Origin of the sequence: Pseudomonas idahonensis (genome assembly GCF_037903935.1) — a bacterium.
GTDB classification, from domain to species: domain Bacteria; phylum Pseudomonadota; class Gammaproteobacteria; order Pseudomonadales; family Pseudomonadaceae; genus Aquipseudomonas; species Aquipseudomonas danubii.
The window spans coordinates 2,931,130-2,944,709 of sequence record NZ_CP149586.1; the positions used below are offsets into that span (position 1 = coordinate 2,931,130).

General features: G+C 65.5%; 13 protein-coding genes. 8 read left to right on the forward strand and 5 right to left on the reverse strand.

What is annotated here, in order from left to right; translation table 11 throughout:
* Positions 1-58: 58 nt before the first annotated feature.
* Together WIN67_RS13400 and WIN67_RS13405 are read right to left on the reverse strand one after the other, a co-directional pair.
* The gene (locus WIN67_RS13400; RefSeq protein WP_110597262.1) at positions 59-1,453 is read right to left on the reverse strand and encodes a sensor histidine kinase; all 1,395 of its coding nucleotides are present in this window, start codon (positions 1,451-1,453) and stop codon (positions 59-61) included.
* Entirely contained in the window at positions 1,431-2,114 is a 684-nt protein-coding gene (locus WIN67_RS13405) for a response regulator transcription factor (protein ID WP_060838882.1), read from the reverse strand. Before WIN67_RS13405 ends, WIN67_RS13400 begins: the two co-directional genes overlap by 23 nt.
* A gap of 169 nt (positions 2,115-2,283) precedes the next feature.
* On the opposite strand from WIN67_RS13405, the gene WIN67_RS13410 reads away from it, so the two are divergent.
* From WIN67_RS13410 to hcnC, 6 genes are all read left to right on the forward strand, one after another.
* Complete coding sequence (locus WIN67_RS13410; RefSeq protein ID WP_213666198.1) at positions 2,284-2,625, forward strand: hypothetical protein; 342 nt, start codon at positions 2,284-2,286, stop codon at positions 2,623-2,625.
* Positions 2,626-2,663: 38 nt separating this feature from the next.
* Complete coding sequence (locus WIN67_RS13415) at positions 2,664-3,050, forward strand: hypothetical protein (RefSeq protein ID WP_339071436.1); 387 nt, start codon at positions 2,664-2,666, stop codon at positions 3,048-3,050.
* Positions 3,051-3,234: 184 nt separating this feature from the next.
* Positions 3,235-4,176 carry a hypothetical protein gene (locus WIN67_RS13420; RefSeq protein ID WP_339071437.1) on the forward strand — a complete coding sequence of 314 codons (942 nt, stop codon included), beginning with the start codon at positions 3,235-3,237 and terminating at the stop codon, positions 4,174-4,176.
* A gap of 379 nt (positions 4,177-4,555) precedes the next feature.
* Complete coding sequence (gene hcnA / locus WIN67_RS13425) at positions 4,556-4,873, forward strand: cyanide-forming glycine dehydrogenase subunit HcnA (RefSeq protein WP_102864437.1); 318 nt, start codon at positions 4,556-4,558, stop codon at positions 4,871-4,873.
* Positions 4,870-6,279 (forward strand): cyanide-forming glycine dehydrogenase subunit HcnB, encoded by a 1,410-nt coding sequence (gene hcnB, locus WIN67_RS13430; protein ID WP_102864438.1) that lies wholly within the window; start codon positions 4,870-4,872, stop codon positions 6,277-6,279. The genes hcnA and hcnB overlap by 4 nt, the downstream gene beginning before the upstream one ends.
* Positions 6,272-7,525 carry a cyanide-forming glycine dehydrogenase subunit HcnC gene (gene hcnC / locus WIN67_RS13435; protein WP_102864439.1) on the forward strand — a complete coding sequence of 418 codons (1,254 nt, stop codon included), beginning with the start codon at positions 6,272-6,274 and terminating at the stop codon, positions 7,523-7,525. Before hcnB ends, hcnC begins: the two co-directional genes overlap by 8 nt.
* Before the next feature lie 235 nt (positions 7,526-7,760).
* On the opposite strand, the gene WIN67_RS13440 is transcribed toward hcnC, so the two are convergent.
* Positions 7,761-8,372 (reverse strand): glutathione S-transferase, encoded by a 612-nt coding sequence (locus WIN67_RS13440; RefSeq protein WP_339071438.1) that lies wholly within the window; start codon positions 8,370-8,372, stop codon positions 7,761-7,763.
* 316 nt (positions 8,373-8,688) lie between these two features.
* Positions 8,689-9,912 carry a multidrug effflux MFS transporter gene (locus WIN67_RS13445; protein ID WP_339071439.1) on the reverse strand — a complete coding sequence of 408 codons (1,224 nt, stop codon included), beginning with the start codon at positions 9,910-9,912 and terminating at the stop codon, positions 8,689-8,691.
* A 108-nt stretch (positions 9,913-10,020) separates the two neighbouring features.
* On the opposite strand from WIN67_RS13445, the gene WIN67_RS13450 reads away from it, so the two are divergent.
* Together WIN67_RS13450 and WIN67_RS13455 are read left to right on the forward strand one after the other, a co-directional pair.
* Positions 10,021-11,490 (forward strand): PLP-dependent aminotransferase family protein, encoded by a 1,470-nt coding sequence (locus WIN67_RS13450; protein WP_339071440.1) that lies wholly within the window; start codon positions 10,021-10,023, stop codon positions 11,488-11,490.
* A gap of 82 nt (positions 11,491-11,572) precedes the next feature.
* The gene (locus WIN67_RS13455) at positions 11,573-12,505 is read left to right on the forward strand and encodes a DHH family phosphoesterase (protein ID WP_339071441.1); all 933 of its coding nucleotides are present in this window, start codon (positions 11,573-11,575) and stop codon (positions 12,503-12,505) included.
* Here WIN67_RS13455 and WIN67_RS13460 read toward each other — a convergent pair.
* Positions 12,502-13,422, reverse strand: coding sequence for a MurR/RpiR family transcriptional regulator (locus WIN67_RS13460; protein ID WP_102879756.1), 921 nt, complete (start codon positions 13,420-13,422; stop codon positions 12,502-12,504). The two genes, WIN67_RS13455 and WIN67_RS13460, sit on opposite strands and share 4 nt — an antisense overlap.
* Between the last annotated feature and the right edge of the window lie 158 nt (positions 13,423-13,580).

The following is a 13,580-nucleotide window of genomic DNA, read 5'->3' on the forward strand; positions in this document are numbered from 1 at the left end:
GTCCTGCGGACCTTTTCGCAGCTTCGCAGGCTCAGCAGCGGCTACAGGGCTGGGTGGGTCAGTTGTCGGCGATCAGGCTTGGCCGGCAATCCAGGCTCAGGCGCGCGCCGCCGCGTTCGCTGCTGCCCACTTCGAGCTTGAAGCCGTGCAGGCTGACAATCGCCGCGACAATCGACAGGCCCAGGCCAAAGCCGCCCTGGGCGTTGCTTTCGTCGACCCGGTAGAAGCGCCGGAACACCGCCGCCCGTTCCGCCGGGGGAATGCCGGGACCTGAGTCCAGCACCTCCAGGCGCGGGCTGCCGTCATCGTCGAGGCCGCGCAGTATCACTTCGCCGCCTGGCGGGGTGAACTTGATCGAGTTGCTCAGCAGGTTGGCCAGGGCCTCGAACAGCAAGGCGCGGTCGCCGGTGAGCCGGGGCAGGCTGGCTGGCACATCCAGCACCAGGGTCAGGCGGCCTTCTTCGGCCAGGGGCAGGTAGAAGTCGTACAGCTCGTGGAGCAGGGGCAGGGGATCGAGTTCGAGGAAGCCCGAGCGCCGTTGCTGGTCCTCCAGTTCGGAGATGCGCAGCAACCCGCGAAAGCGCGCCATCAAGGTGTCGGCCTCGGCCAGCAGCTGGTCCATCTGCAGGGCCTGGGGCGAACCTTCCTCGGCCTGTTGCTGCAGGCGATAGAGCTGGGCCCGCAGGCGGGTCAGCGGGGTGCGCAGGTCGTGGGCGATGTTGTCGCACACGCCCTTGACCTCATGCATCAGCCGCTCGATGCGTTCGAGCATGGCGTTGACGATGGCCGCCAGCATGTCCAGCTCGTCACGCCGGTCCGACAGCGGCAGGCGCCGTGTCAGGTCGCCGGCGACGATGGCCTCGGCGCTGGCCTGGATCTGGCGGATACGCCGCAACGGCCGGCGGCGCAGCAGATGCCAGCCGGCGACCCCGGGAATGATGGTCAGGGAAATCCCCCACAGCAGGGCGTGGAGAATGATCCGGGTCACCGCGAACAGCGAGCCGTTGTCGCGCACCAGCACCAGCCAGCGGCCGTCCCGGGTGTGGGTGGCCACCGCGTCGCAGCTGTCGCGGGGCAGGTTCGTGTCGTCGGAGTCGATGCAGTTCTTCAACTCGTGGATCTGGCCGTCCAGGGGCAGGTCCTCGGGGATCTGCCGGATCGGTCCGCTCAAGGGCCGGCGCTGTTCGTCGAACAGGCCGTAGGCGTCGATGGCGCGCATGTCGAACGTCATGCTGGTGGCCAGGGCTTCCACCAGTTGCTCGCCTTCGAAGCGCGCGAACAGGTGCTGGCGCTGCATCAGCGAGTGCTTGGCCAGGCTGTCCAGGTAGGTGGAGACTTCGTAGTACAGCACCCCCATGAGGATGCAGCTCCAGGCCACGAACAGCGTGCTGTAGAGCGCCAGCAGGCGGCTGCTGGAGGAGCGCCAGCCCTTAGAGGGGTTCAGCAATGACATAGCCCGAGCCTCGCACGGTGCGGATCAACGGGGTCATGCCGGGCGGGTCGATTTTTTTGCGCAGGCGGCCGATGTGCACGTCGATCAGGTTGGTTCCCGGGTCGAAGTGATAACCCCAGACCTCTTCGAAGATCATCATCCGCGAGAGGATCTGCCCGGTGTTGCGCATGAGGAATTCCAGCAGCTTGTATTCGGTGGGCAGCAGGCTCAGCAACTGGTCGGCGCGGGTCGCTTCGCGGCTGATCAGGTTCAGCTCCAGGTCGGCCACTCGCAGGCTGGTGGCGAAATCCTTGACCGTGTTCTTGCGTCGCAGCAGCACCTCGACCCGGGCCGCCATCTCGTCGGAGGCGAAGGGCTTGGTCAGGTAGTCGTCGCCGCCGGCACGCAGGCCGCGTACTCGTTCGTCGACGTCGGAGAGGGCGCTGATCATCAGGATCGGCGTCGACACACCGATGGTGCGCAGGGTGGTGACGATGGCCAGGCCGTCCAGTTCCGGCAGCATGCGATCCAGGGTGATCAGGTCGTAGTCGCCGCTCACGGCGCGCACCAGGCCTTCGCGGCCGTTGTCCACCCAGTCCACGTCGAGGCCGTGGCTGCTCAGTTCGGCGACGATCTCCCGGGCCGTTACGGCGTCGTCTTCGATGGTCAGAATGCGGGTCATAGGCGTTACCTGCTTAGCGGTTCGTGACACAGGCGGGCATTTTGCCAAGAAACCAGGGGCGGGATTCTAAATAAACTTTCATCTGGCTTGTCGTCCGGTCTGCACGGTTCGAGTCGGGGAGGGTGAAGCTTGATATCATCCGGCCACTTTTTTGCCAGGAGGCATCACCATGAGTGCCCTGACTCGGGTCGGCTGGAAGCCCTTTTTCGCGGTGTGCCTGATGCTGCTGTGCAGCGCGGCGGCCCAGGCGGCCAATCAACCCTGTTCCGGAAAGAAAGGCGGCATCGCCCGTTGTGACGGCGAGCTGTTCCTGTGCAATGACGGCTCCATCAGCGCTTCGAAGAAGAACTGCGCGCTGATGTTCGGCCAGCGTTCTTCCACCCCCCGCGCCGAACCGCTGCTGCGTGATACCCAGGGTTGCACCTGCGGCAGCGGCAGTTTCTGCACCGGCCCGCGGGGCGGGGTCTACTGCCTGACCCCCAGTGGCAATAAAAGCTACAAGCGGCGTTGAAGCCCCGACTGAGCTTCTCTGTATCAAGGTGTCATGCAATGAAATACGCATCACGTTTCAAGGGGCTGCTGTGGCTGGCGGTGGCTAGCCTGCTGTTGAGTTTGGCCGTGGATCTGGCGCTGCGCCTGCCTGGCTATCTGCAGGCTTATGCCGCCGATCCCCGCTATGCGCGCTGGATGCTGGGGTATCGCGGCCTGGACGTGTTGGTCATTGCCCTGATGGCGGTGATAGTGCCGGGCATCATGCGGCTGCTGGACTTTCGCCGTTCAGCCTGGCTGGCATTGCCGCTCTTTACCTTGTGGGGGCAGGGCATCGCGCCATTGACGCTGGCGGCCAACCTGCTGCTGGCGCTGTGGGGCCTTGGGCTGCTGGTGCACTGGTGCTACACCCGGGGCCGGGAGCTTTACCTGAGCAAGCGCGCCTGAGGGGGGCCGTGCAGAACGCCCGCCACAAAACTCCCAGGCCGGTAAATTGCACGACCCTGGCGCGGGAGCTGATCGCAAGTCATTGAAATGCATCGAGTTATAAAGTTCGTGCAACTGGCACGCTGACTGCACTTGTCCCCTGGAGACGTGCAACAGCCTTTTTCATGCCTGGAGCAGAACAACAATGAACAGACCCTCTGAACACTTGCTCGCCACTGCGGACGCCTCGAGTCATTACTCGGGGGTGTCCTGGGCGGCGATCTTCGCCGGCGCCGCGGCGGCCGCAGCCTTGTCCCTGATCCTTTTACTGCTGGGCTTCGGCCTGGGCTTTTCCGCGGTTTCGCCCTGGGCCGGCAGCGGCATCAGTGCCAAGGGCCTGGGTATCTCCAGCATTGTCTGGCTGGCCCTGACGCAGATTCTCGCTGCCGGGCTGGGTGGCTACATCGCCGGGCGCCTGCGGGTGAAGTGGGCCAATCTGCACGGCGATGAAGTGTACTTCCGAGACACGGCCCACGGTTTCCTGGCCTGGGCCGTGGCCACCCTGGTGACTGCGACCCTGGTGGTGGGCTCGGTGACGAGCGTCATCAGCGGCGGTGTGCAGGCCGGTGCCCAGGTCGCTTCCGGTGCCGCCAGCGCCGCGACCCAAGTGGTCGGTCATGCGGCGGCCCAGGGCTCCCAAGACGATTACGGCTATTTCGTCGACAGCCTGTTCCGCGATGATCGTCCGGTAGCGGTCAGCGACGACGCGGCGCGGGGCACGGTGTCGCGGATCTTCGTGCGTACCTTGAGCAACGACGGTCAGCTCTCGTCTGAGGATCGCCGCTACCTGGCGCAACTGGTGGCCCAGCGCACCGACCTCAGCCAGGCCGAGGCCGAGCGCCGGGTGGACGAGGTGTTCGCCAAGACCCAGCAAGCGCTGCATGAAGCCCAGCAAGCTGCCAAGGAGGCCGCCGACAGCGCCGCCAAGGTGGCCGCCTGGTCGTCGTTGTGGATGTTCATCGCGCTGCTGTGCGGGGCTTTCTTCGCCAGCCTGGCGGCGACCTTCGGTGGCCGCCGCCGGGATGCCGTGGTCTGGTTTGAAACCGACGTCCAGCCGCGCACCGTGGCCCCGACTCCCGTTCACTGACCCAGGAGAATTCCCATGCGCTCATTACTGTTGTGGTTCCTCGGTGTGCCGATCCCGGTGATTATCCTGATCGCCATCTTCATGCACTAAGCACCCTCCCGAAACGGGTTACCCGTTGTCCATGCGCCGCTGCCGGCTTCTGCCAGCAGCGGCTTTTTTGTGCCCCGTGTCGCAAGTTTGAGAAGGGGGATGCACTGCTTGGGTGCACTCCGGCCTTTTGCTTGGCCCAGATCAATATTTCTGTCGGACAAAAGCACTAGATTGGCCCGCGCTCGGTTCTGACAGCCTCTTCGGAACCGCGGTGTGACCGCGTCCTTGCCCCAGGACTCCAGGCGGCAGGATGCCGGTAACCCCACTCACTTCTCACGGATGAACCGCAATGCGTCAGATAGACCGCAATTTTGATATTCAGCCGCTGCAGCATGCGGACATGACCATCAGTCTCAACGGCCAGCCGGTCACTGCCGCCCTGGGTGAAACAGTCCTCAGCGTGATCCAGGCCACCGGCCTGCGCCAGGTGGCGCGCAATGATCACGGACAGTTGGTCGGTGCCTACTGCGGCATGGGCGTGTGCCATTGCTGCCTGGTGCAGATCGACGGCCGCCACAAGCGCCGCGCCTGCCAGACCCTGGTCAAGCCGGGCATGCAGGTGCAGACCCTGAGCAACCGCATCAGCGAGACGGAGCCCACGGTATGAGCCTGAACCCGGTGATTGTCGGCGGAGGGCCGGCGGGCATGGCGGCGGCTATCGAACTGGCCAAGCACGGTGTGCGCAGCACCCTGATCGAAGAAGCCTCGCGCCTGGGTGGCGTGGTCTTTCGTGGCCCGCTGCGCGATGGCGTGCAACTGGATTACCTGGGGCCGCGCTACTGCGAGACGCTGGCCAAGCTGCACGGCGAATTTTCCGATCACGAGCAGATGATCGAGGTGCGCCTCAACCACCGGGTGATCGGCGCCGAGGGCCTTGACAGCCTGATGCTGCTGGATGCCGACGAGCAGGTGCAGCGGGTGGCCTATGGGCAATTGTTGCTGGCGGCCGGCTGCCATGAACGCAGCGTACCGTTTCCCGGCTGGACGCTGCCGGGGGTCAAGTTGCTCGGTGGCCTGCAACTGCAGATCAAGAGCGGCGTGGTCAAGCCGCAAGGTCCCGTGGTGATCGCCGGCACCGGGCCCTTGCTGCCACTGGTGGCGTGCCAGTTGCACGCCTCGGGCGTGCGGGTGGCCGGGGTCTACGAGGCCAGTGCCTTGAGCAAGATCGCCAAGCAGAGCCTGGCCCTGCTGAACAAGCCCCAGCTGTTTCTCGACGGCCTGAGCATGCTGGCCTACCTCAAGCTTCACAGCATCCCCCTGCGCTATGGCTGGGGCGTGGTCGAGGCCCAGGGCCAGGACGCCTTGAGCGTGGTCACGGTTGCCCCTTATTCCGCCGACTGGCAGCCGGACATGGCCAAGGCCGAGCGCATCGCCGCCCAGACCCTGGCGGTGGGTTATGGCTTCATTCCCCGCACCCAACTGAGCCAGCAGATGGGCCTGGATCACGGCTTCAGCGATGACGGCTATCTGCGGGCCAACGCCAACGCCTGGCAGCAGAGCAGCGAGCCGCACATCCATCTGGCCGGCGACATGGGTGGGATTCGCGGTGGTGAAGCGGCGATGCTCACCGGCCGCATTGCGGCGCTGTCGATCCTCATGCAGCGCGATGTGCTGAGCAACGAGGCGGCCTTGCAACGGCGCCAGGGCTACGAGCGCAAACTGGCCTCGATCCTGCGCTTTCGCGGCGCGGTGGACCGCTATACCGCACGTGGCACCGGGCAGATAGACCTGCCCAAGGGCGACACGGTGATTTGCCGCTGTGAACACACCACTCGCAACGATATCGAGCGCGCCCTGAGCCAGGGCGTGCAGGACATGGCCAGCCTGAAAATGCGCACCCGGGTGAGCATGGGCGACTGCCAGGGGCGGATGTGCGTCGGCTATTGCAGCGACCGCCTGCGCCAGGCCACCGGACGCAAGGATGTGGGCTGGATTCGCCCGCGCTTCCCGTTGGACCCGATTCCGTTTTCCGCCTTTGCAGCCCCAGACCAGGAGGTCCCCGGACATGAGTAAGTATTACGACGTGGTGATTGCCGGTGGCGGCGTGATCGGGGCGTCCTGCGCCTATCAGTTGTCCAAGCGCAAAGACCTCAGAGTGGCGCTGATCGACGCCAAGCGTCCGGGCAACGCCAGCCGGGCTTCGGCCGGCGGCCTGTGGGCCATCGGCGAGTCGGTGGGCCTGGGCTGCGGAGTGATCTTCTTTCGCATGATGTCGGCCAACCGCAAGCGCGAGGCCCAGGGTTCGGCGGTGGTGGTGGACTCCAGCACCCCGCACATCCTGCCGCAGTCGTTCTTCGACTTCGCCCTGCAGTCCAACGAGCTGTACCCGCGCCTGCACCGCGAACTGATCGGCCTGCACGGCATGGACTTCAAGTTCGAACAGACCGGGCTCAAGTTCGTCATCTATGACGACGAGGACCGCCTGTACGCCGAACACATTGTCGGTTGCATCCCGCACCTGTCCGATCAAGTGCGCTGGCTCGACCAGGCGGCCCTGCGCGCCGCCGAGCCGAAGGTCAGCCACGAAGCCCAGGGCGCCCTGGAGTTCCTCTGCGACCACCAGGTCAACCCCTTCCGCCTGACTGATGCCTACACCGAAGGCGCACGGCAGAACGGCGTGGATGTGTACTTCAACACCAACGTCACCGGGGTCCTGCACCAGGGCAATCGGGTCAGTGGAGTACAAACCGCCGAGGCCGGGCTGTTCCATTGCTCGACCCTGATCAATGCCGCCGGTGCCTGGGCCGCCGAGCTGAGCCTGCAGGCCACTGGGGTGGAGATTCCGGTCAAGCCGGTGAAGGGCCAGATCCTCCTCACCGAGCGCATGCCCAAGCTGCTCAATGGTTGCCTGACCACCAGCGACTGCTACATGGCGCAGAAGGACAACGGCGAGATCCTGATTGGCAGCACCACCGAGGACAAGGGCTTCGACGTCAGCACCACCTACCCGGAAATCAACGGCCTGGTGCAGGGGGCAGTGCGCTGCATTCCCGAGTTGGCCCAGGTCAACCTCAAGCGCTGCTGGGCGGGCCTGCGTCCGGGCTCGCCGGACGAGTTGCCGATTCTTGGGCCGATGGACGGGGTCGAGGGTTACCTCAATGCCTGTGGACACTTCCGTACCGGCATCCTGACCTCGGCGATCACCGGCGTACTGCTGGACAAACTGGTGAACGACGAAGCCCTGCCGCTGGACATCACTCCGTTCCTGGCCCGGCGTTTCGCCACTGCCCCGGTGAAGAAACAGCCCGAACCGGCCTGACAGATCCCCACGGAGATCTGTTGGACTTGCGTAGGAGCTGGCTTGCCAGCGAAAGCGTGTCCAAGAGCGCTGCACGGCTCGCGGGCCTCTTCGCCGGCAAGCCGGCTCCTACGGGGGGCAGGGTCTGTTGGACTGTCGTAGGAGCTGGCTTGCCAGCGAAAGCGTTTCCAAGAGCGCTGCACGGCTCGCGAGTCTCTTCGCCAGCAAGCTGGCTACGGTGATGGCGCTGTGTGGGTCAGGTGGCGGGGGTGTCGAGGAACACCGGCAGTTGTTCGGCGTATTCGGCAAAACCGCGTACCGCCGGGAATTGCTCGGTGCCGAACAGGTCCGCCAGCATCATCTGGCTGAAACTCCAGGCCACCGCCAGGCTGATCCCGGCCTGGCTCAGGGCGCCGTCCTGGGGTAAGGGCTGTTTCTGCAGTTCCTGTTCCAACTCGGTATAGGCGGCCTGCAATTGGCCGCCGATCCGCTCCAGCCAGGGGCCGTGCTGTTTCTCCGCCGGACGCAGCTTTCGTTCGTAGACAATCTGCACCGACTTCTCACAGGCCGCCAGGGCCAGACCGATCAACCGCAACTCATGCAAACGCGCTGGCAGGGCCACGGGCATCAGGCTCCTTTGCGGGCCGGCCAGGCTTTCCAGGTAGTCGAGGATCAGGCTCGAATCCATCAGCACTTCACCCCCGTCGCAGACCAGGGTGGGTGCCTTGACCACCGGGTTGATGGCCTTGAACTGCTCGAAGGTGCTGAATACCGAGACCGAATGATGCTCGAAGGGCAGGTCCATGCATTTGAGGCTGATGGCGACGCGGCGCACATAGGGTGAATCGAGCATTCCAATGAGTTTCATCGCATATTTCCTTGTCTTGAACGGCGCAACGGATGGGGAAGGCGCGGTTAATGTAGCGGCATTGAATCGGCCTTGCACAGCTCCTTGCCATGGCTCAGCAGCGGCTACAGGGCCAATGCCGAACGGGGTTGTGTAGCCGCTGCCGCAGGCTGCGAACGGCACGAAGGGCCGCAGCGCTCTTGAGGCCGCTGCGGGTTCGGCTGGCGATCATCAAGCAAGGTCCTGCGGACCTTTGCGCAGCTTCGCGGGCTCAGCAGCGGCTACAGCAATGCAGGTAATCGGCGACCGGCAGGTGCTCGTCGCGTGCCCACAGGTGCTAGCGCTGCCGTGGTCGCAGGCACCACCAGACCAGGCCCAGGGCGACGCTGAACAGGCCGGTCAGAGCTTGCAGCGAACCGGCCGGGCTGTCTGCCAACAGGCTGGCAAGCAGTCCGCAGCCCGCGGTCATGGCCATCTGGATAAAGAAGAACAGCCCCGAGGCGGTGCCCGCCACCGCCGCATAGGGTTGCAGGATCGCCAACTGGCAGGCGGGTATCGCCAGGCCCACCGAAAGCATCAGCGGCAGCATCGGCAGGACGATTGCCCACAGGCTGTCGGGCCACAGGCTGCGGGCAAGCAGCAGCAGGCCGGCGCCAGCCAGGTTTAGCACACAGGCACCGGCAATCAGGCGGTCGGCGCTGTGGCGTACCCCCAGGCGCTGGAACAGCCGAGAGCCCAGCAGGTAGCCGGCCACGGTGGCGGCGAACACCAGGGCATAAGCGCTGGAAGACAGCCCCAGCTGGCGCTGCAACAGCGCCGGCGATTGCAGGATAAAAGGGAAATAGGTGCAGTACAGGCAGCCGATGGCCAGGGAGTAGCGCATGAAATAGGCCTCCCCCAGCAGGCGCAGGTACAGGCGCGGCAGGCTTCTGGCGGCCACGGGGCAGAGCTGGGGCGGGCGGGTTTCGGCAAGGCGCTTGTACATCAGCAGCCAGGCCGCCGCGGCCACCAGGCTCAGGCACAGAAACAAGCCGCGCCAGCCCAGCAGGTGGTCGATCAGGCTGCCCAGCGGCGGCGCCAGCATCGGCGACAGGGCAATGCCCATGGACAGCAACCCGAGCAATCGCGGCTGCTCCTCGGGGGCGCAGCGGTCGCGGACCATGACCCGGCCGATCAGGGTGCCGCAGCAACCGCCCAACGCTTGCACCAGGCGGGCGACCATCAGCACCTCGACGTTGGCGGCGAGCATGCAGGCCAGGCTGGCCAGCAGGAACAGCGCCGTGCCCGCCAGCAGCACCGGGCGTCGGCCATAACGGTCGCACAGCGGCCCGCCCAGCAGCATCGACAGGGCATAGCCGAGCATGTACAGGCTCAGGGTCAGTTGCAGCTGGGCGTCGCTTGCCACCAGGTCGTCGGCCATGGCCGGCAGCGCCGGCAGGTACAGGTCGATGCTGATCCGTGGCAGGCAGACCACCACCAGCAGCAACAAGGTCCAGAGCCAGGGGGCGAGGGCGGGTTCAATAGCGATGGAACGGGTGGTGGAGGGGGCAACGGGGGGCATGGCAGGCTCGGCGCAAGGGGGACGGCGCTGAAATTAGGGTCTTTATGGTTTAATGCCGAGCACCGTTTAGAGCGCTTTTGACTGGACCACTATGAGCCGTGGAAAACAATGAGCCGTGGAAAACACCCCGTGCCTCTCGACCTGCCCCTGCCGGAGCGCATGGATGAAACCCTGGGCAAGCAGGACAGCGCCTACGCTGCCTTGCGTCAGGCGATCCTGGAAAAGCGCCTGCCGGCCGGCTGCCGCTTGCCTTCGACCCGCACCCTGGCCCAGCGCTGGGGCCTGTCCCGGGGCACCCTGGAAGTGGTCTTCGACCGCCTGCGCAGCGAAGGCTATGTGAGTCGCGCCAGCGGTTCCGGGACCCGGGTCTGCGCGGTGGTGCCGGACCTGTATCTGAGCACCCCGGCACGCGTTGCACCGTCCGCCACCCGTGACAACGAGCCCTTGTATCCGCCGCTGAGCGTACGTGCCGGCCAGCCCTTTGTGGCACGACTCGCCGACCCGGCGCTGTTTCCCCTGCAACGCTGGACCCGTTCCCTGACCCGAGCCCTGGGCAGCGCCACGGCGCAATCGCTGTGCGATGCCGACCCCGCCGGCCTGCCGGCGCTGCGCCAGCAGATCGCCGAGTACCTGGGGCAGCACCGCGGCATCGCCTGCCATGCCGGGCAAGTGATGATCACCACCGGCATCCGCCACGGCCTCGATCTGCTGGCCCGCAGCCTGCTCAGTGCAGGGGACAAGGTGTGTATCGAAGACCCCGGCTACCTTTCGGCCCAGGGCCTGTTTGCCCTGGCCGGTGCGCGGCTGGTGCCGATTCCGGTGCAGGAGGAGGGCATCGACGTTGCGCAACTGCAAGGCCACCGCGATGCACGCATGGTCTACGTGACCCCGGCCCATCAGGCGCCCCTGGGCATGACCATGCCGGTGTCCCGGCGCCTGGCGCTGCTGGAATGGGCCCGGCACAGCGACACCTGGGTGGTGGAAGACGACTACGACAGCGAATTCAACTACCAGAGCGCGCCCCTGGCGGCTCTCAAGTCTCTGGACCCGGATGACCGGGTGATCTACTGCGGCAGTTTCAACAAGACCCTGTTCGCCGGTTTGCGGGTGGGCTTCATGCTGGTGCCCGAGGCGCTGCGTGCCCGGCTGCTGGCCACCTTGCAGAACACCGGGCGCTCGGTGGGGGTGATCGAACAGCTGGCCCTGGCCGACTACATCGCCAGTGGCGCTTTTCTGCGTTGCCTGCGGGCGGCGCGTCAGGCGTATCAGGAGCGCCGCGACCTGCTGCTGGCGATTCTCGCGCGGGAGGCGCCCGGCTGTTACCGCATCAGTGGCCAGCAGGCCGGGCTGCATCTGCTTCTGGAATTGCCGCCGGGCAGCGACGAGGCGGGCTTTCGCCAGCGCGCGGCAGAGCAGGGCCTGTTGCTGCAAGGGGTGATTGAACATTGTCAGCAGGTGCGCCGGGCACCAGCGGTGATCATCGGCTATGCGGCCCTGAGCCTGGCGCAGATCCGCTTCAGCGGTGCGCGTCTGGCGGCGCTGCTGGTGGCCGAGGCGGGGCAGGAACATGAGCGGTGAGCCCTGACGGTCATCGGGCTGTCATCTCGCTCGGGCACCCTCGACGCCCCGGCCTTCGGCCTTTGTGGATTACACGGACGTCATGATCATTGTCACCGCCGGTGCGGCCTATCTGGATATCGACGCCTACGCCGGCTGCATCGCCTACGCCGAATTGCTCAACCTCAGCGGCCGCCCGGCCCGGGCCCTGAGCAGCGCACCGCTGAACGAGAGCATCCCGGCCCATTTCCGCCAGCAGCTCAAGGGCCTGGACCGCCACGTCCCGGAGGGCGCCGACCAGTTCGTGCTGGTGGACATCTCCAACCATCTGCACCTGGACCCGTTGGTGGACCTCGCCCGGGTGATCGAGGTCATCGACCATCACCCCGGGTTCGAGGCCTTCTGGGACGAGCGCCTGGGCAAATACGCCGATATCCGCCAGATCGGCGCCGCCTGCACCCAGGTCTATGAGCGCTGGCGCGATTCCGGGCTGCTGCCCAAGATCAGCCGCGACAGCGCGCAATTGCTGGCGGCGGGAATCCTCGACAACACCCTGAACTTCACCGACCAGGGATGCACCGCAGCGGACCGCCAGGCCTATTCCGCCCTGGCCGCCCATGCAGGCCTGGGGCCGCAGTGGCCCGAAGCGTATTTCCAGCAATGCCAGCAGCAAATCGAAGCGCAACTGGCGCAGGCCCTGCTCAAGGACCTGAAAGTCCTCGAACCTTCCTGCAACCTGCCGCGGCGCTTTGCCCAACTGACCCTGTGGAATGGCGAGGACCTGCTGGCGCGCCAGCGCAGCCTGATCGAGCAGGTGCTGGGGCAGTGGGGCGATGACTGGCTGTTGAACCTGATCAGCCTCAGTGAGGGCAAAAGCTACTTGCTGACCGGCAGCCCGGGCAGTGCCCGCAAGCTGGAGCGGCTGCTGGAGTGCAGCGCCCTGGACGGCGTGCATTGCCTGGCCCGGCCGATCCTGCGCAAGGAGCTGCTGCGCAAGGGCCTGGCGCTGCAGGCCTCGTCCTGTCGGACGGGCTAGTCGTCGAAGCCGCCCTGTTCGTGGATCTCGTCCATCTTCAGTTCCAGGCGGTAGGCCACGGCGATGAACAGCGCCTGGCACAGGCACAGGGTGGCGCTCAGTGAGCGGAAGGCGAAGGAGCTGCCTTCATTGACCAGCAGCACGCTGTTGGCGCGCTTGGCCAGGGGCGACAGGGTGCTGTCGGTGATGATCAGGGTCTTGGCCTGGTTGTGCTGGGCAATGCGCAGGCAGTGCTGGGTCTCTTTGCCATAGGGGGTGAAGCTGATGGCGATCACCAGGTCGTTGGGGCGGATGCTGCGCATCTGCTCGCGGTAGCTGCCCCCCAGGCCCGACACCAGATGAATGCGCTTGTTGGTGTGCTGCAGGTTGTACACCAGGTAGTCGGCCACGGCGAAGGAACGGCGCACCCCCACCACGTAGATGTTGTCGGCGTTGACCACCAGGTCCACGGCCTTGTCGAAGGCCGTGTCGTCCAGTTCCAGGCCCAGGCGCTCGATGCCCGAGAGGGTGGCGTTGACGCATTCCCGAGCCAGGTCGCCGCCGCTGGCTTTCTGCGACTTGTTGGCAATCATGCTGCGGATGCGCTGCTGGTAGTTCTGTACCGGCGTGGCCTTGTGGGTGTAGGCCTGGCGAAACAGTGCCTGCATTTCACTGAAGCCGCTGAAGCCGAAACGCTGGGAGAAGCGCACGATGGCCGAGGGATGCACTTCGCATTCCCGGGCGATGTCGCTGATGCGGTCGACCATGATCCGGTCGCTCTGCTGGCTCATGTAGCTGGCAATGCGCTTTAGCTGGCGCGGCAGGCTCTCGTATTCCTCGGTGATCAGTTGCAGCAGGCGTTCGGCATTGATCGGAGGGCTGACGAGGTCGCTCTCGGGCGTGCTCTCGGACAAGGCCGGCTGATCGGTGCGGGACATAGAAAATCCTTCTGGCTTGTGCTTATGGGAACGGCCTGTGGCCCCGTCCCCTGACAATAGGTGGGCAGCCGGCAGTCTACAGGGTAGGGGCCCATAAAATCTTCGGGCTGATGCCGGCCGGCACCTTGCTGAAACGATGCATGACCTCTGGCTCAGGC

Coding starts and splice junctions, on each gene's coding strand:
- WIN67_RS13400 (WP_110597262.1), bottom strand. CDS start 1,453: ATGTCATTGCTGAACCCCTCTAAGGGCTGGCGCTCCTCCAGCAGCCGC.
- WIN67_RS13405 (WP_060838882.1), bottom strand. CDS start 2,114: ATGACCCGCATTCTGACCATCGAAGACGACGCCGTAACGGCCCGGGAG.
- WIN67_RS13410 (WP_213666198.1), top strand. CDS start 2,284: ATGAGTGCCCTGACTCGGGTCGGCTGGAAGCCCTTTTTCGCGGTGTGC.
- WIN67_RS13415 (WP_339071436.1), top strand. CDS start 2,664: ATGAAATACGCATCACGTTTCAAGGGGCTGCTGTGGCTGGCGGTGGCT.
- WIN67_RS13420 (WP_339071437.1), top strand. CDS start 3,235: ATGAACAGACCCTCTGAACACTTGCTCGCCACTGCGGACGCCTCGAGT.
- hcnA (WP_102864437.1), top strand. CDS start 4,556: ATGCGTCAGATAGACCGCAATTTTGATATTCAGCCGCTGCAGCATGCG.
- hcnB (WP_102864438.1), top strand. CDS start 4,870: ATGAGCCTGAACCCGGTGATTGTCGGCGGAGGGCCGGCGGGCATGGCG.
- hcnC (WP_102864439.1), top strand. CDS start 6,272: ATGAGTAAGTATTACGACGTGGTGATTGCCGGTGGCGGCGTGATCGGG.
- WIN67_RS13440 (WP_339071438.1), bottom strand. CDS start 8,372: ATGAAACTCATTGGAATGCTCGATTCACCCTATGTGCGCCGCGTCGCC.
- WIN67_RS13445 (WP_339071439.1), bottom strand. CDS start 9,912: ATGCCCCCCGTTGCCCCCTCCACCACCCGTTCCATCGCTATTGAACCC.
- WIN67_RS13450 (WP_339071440.1), top strand. CDS start 10,021: ATGAGCCGTGGAAAACACCCCGTGCCTCTCGACCTGCCCCTGCCGGAG.
- WIN67_RS13455 (WP_339071441.1), top strand. CDS start 11,573: ATGATCATTGTCACCGCCGGTGCGGCCTATCTGGATATCGACGCCTAC.
- WIN67_RS13460 (WP_102879756.1), bottom strand. CDS start 13,422: ATGTCCCGCACCGATCAGCCGGCCTTGTCCGAGAGCACGCCCGAGAGC.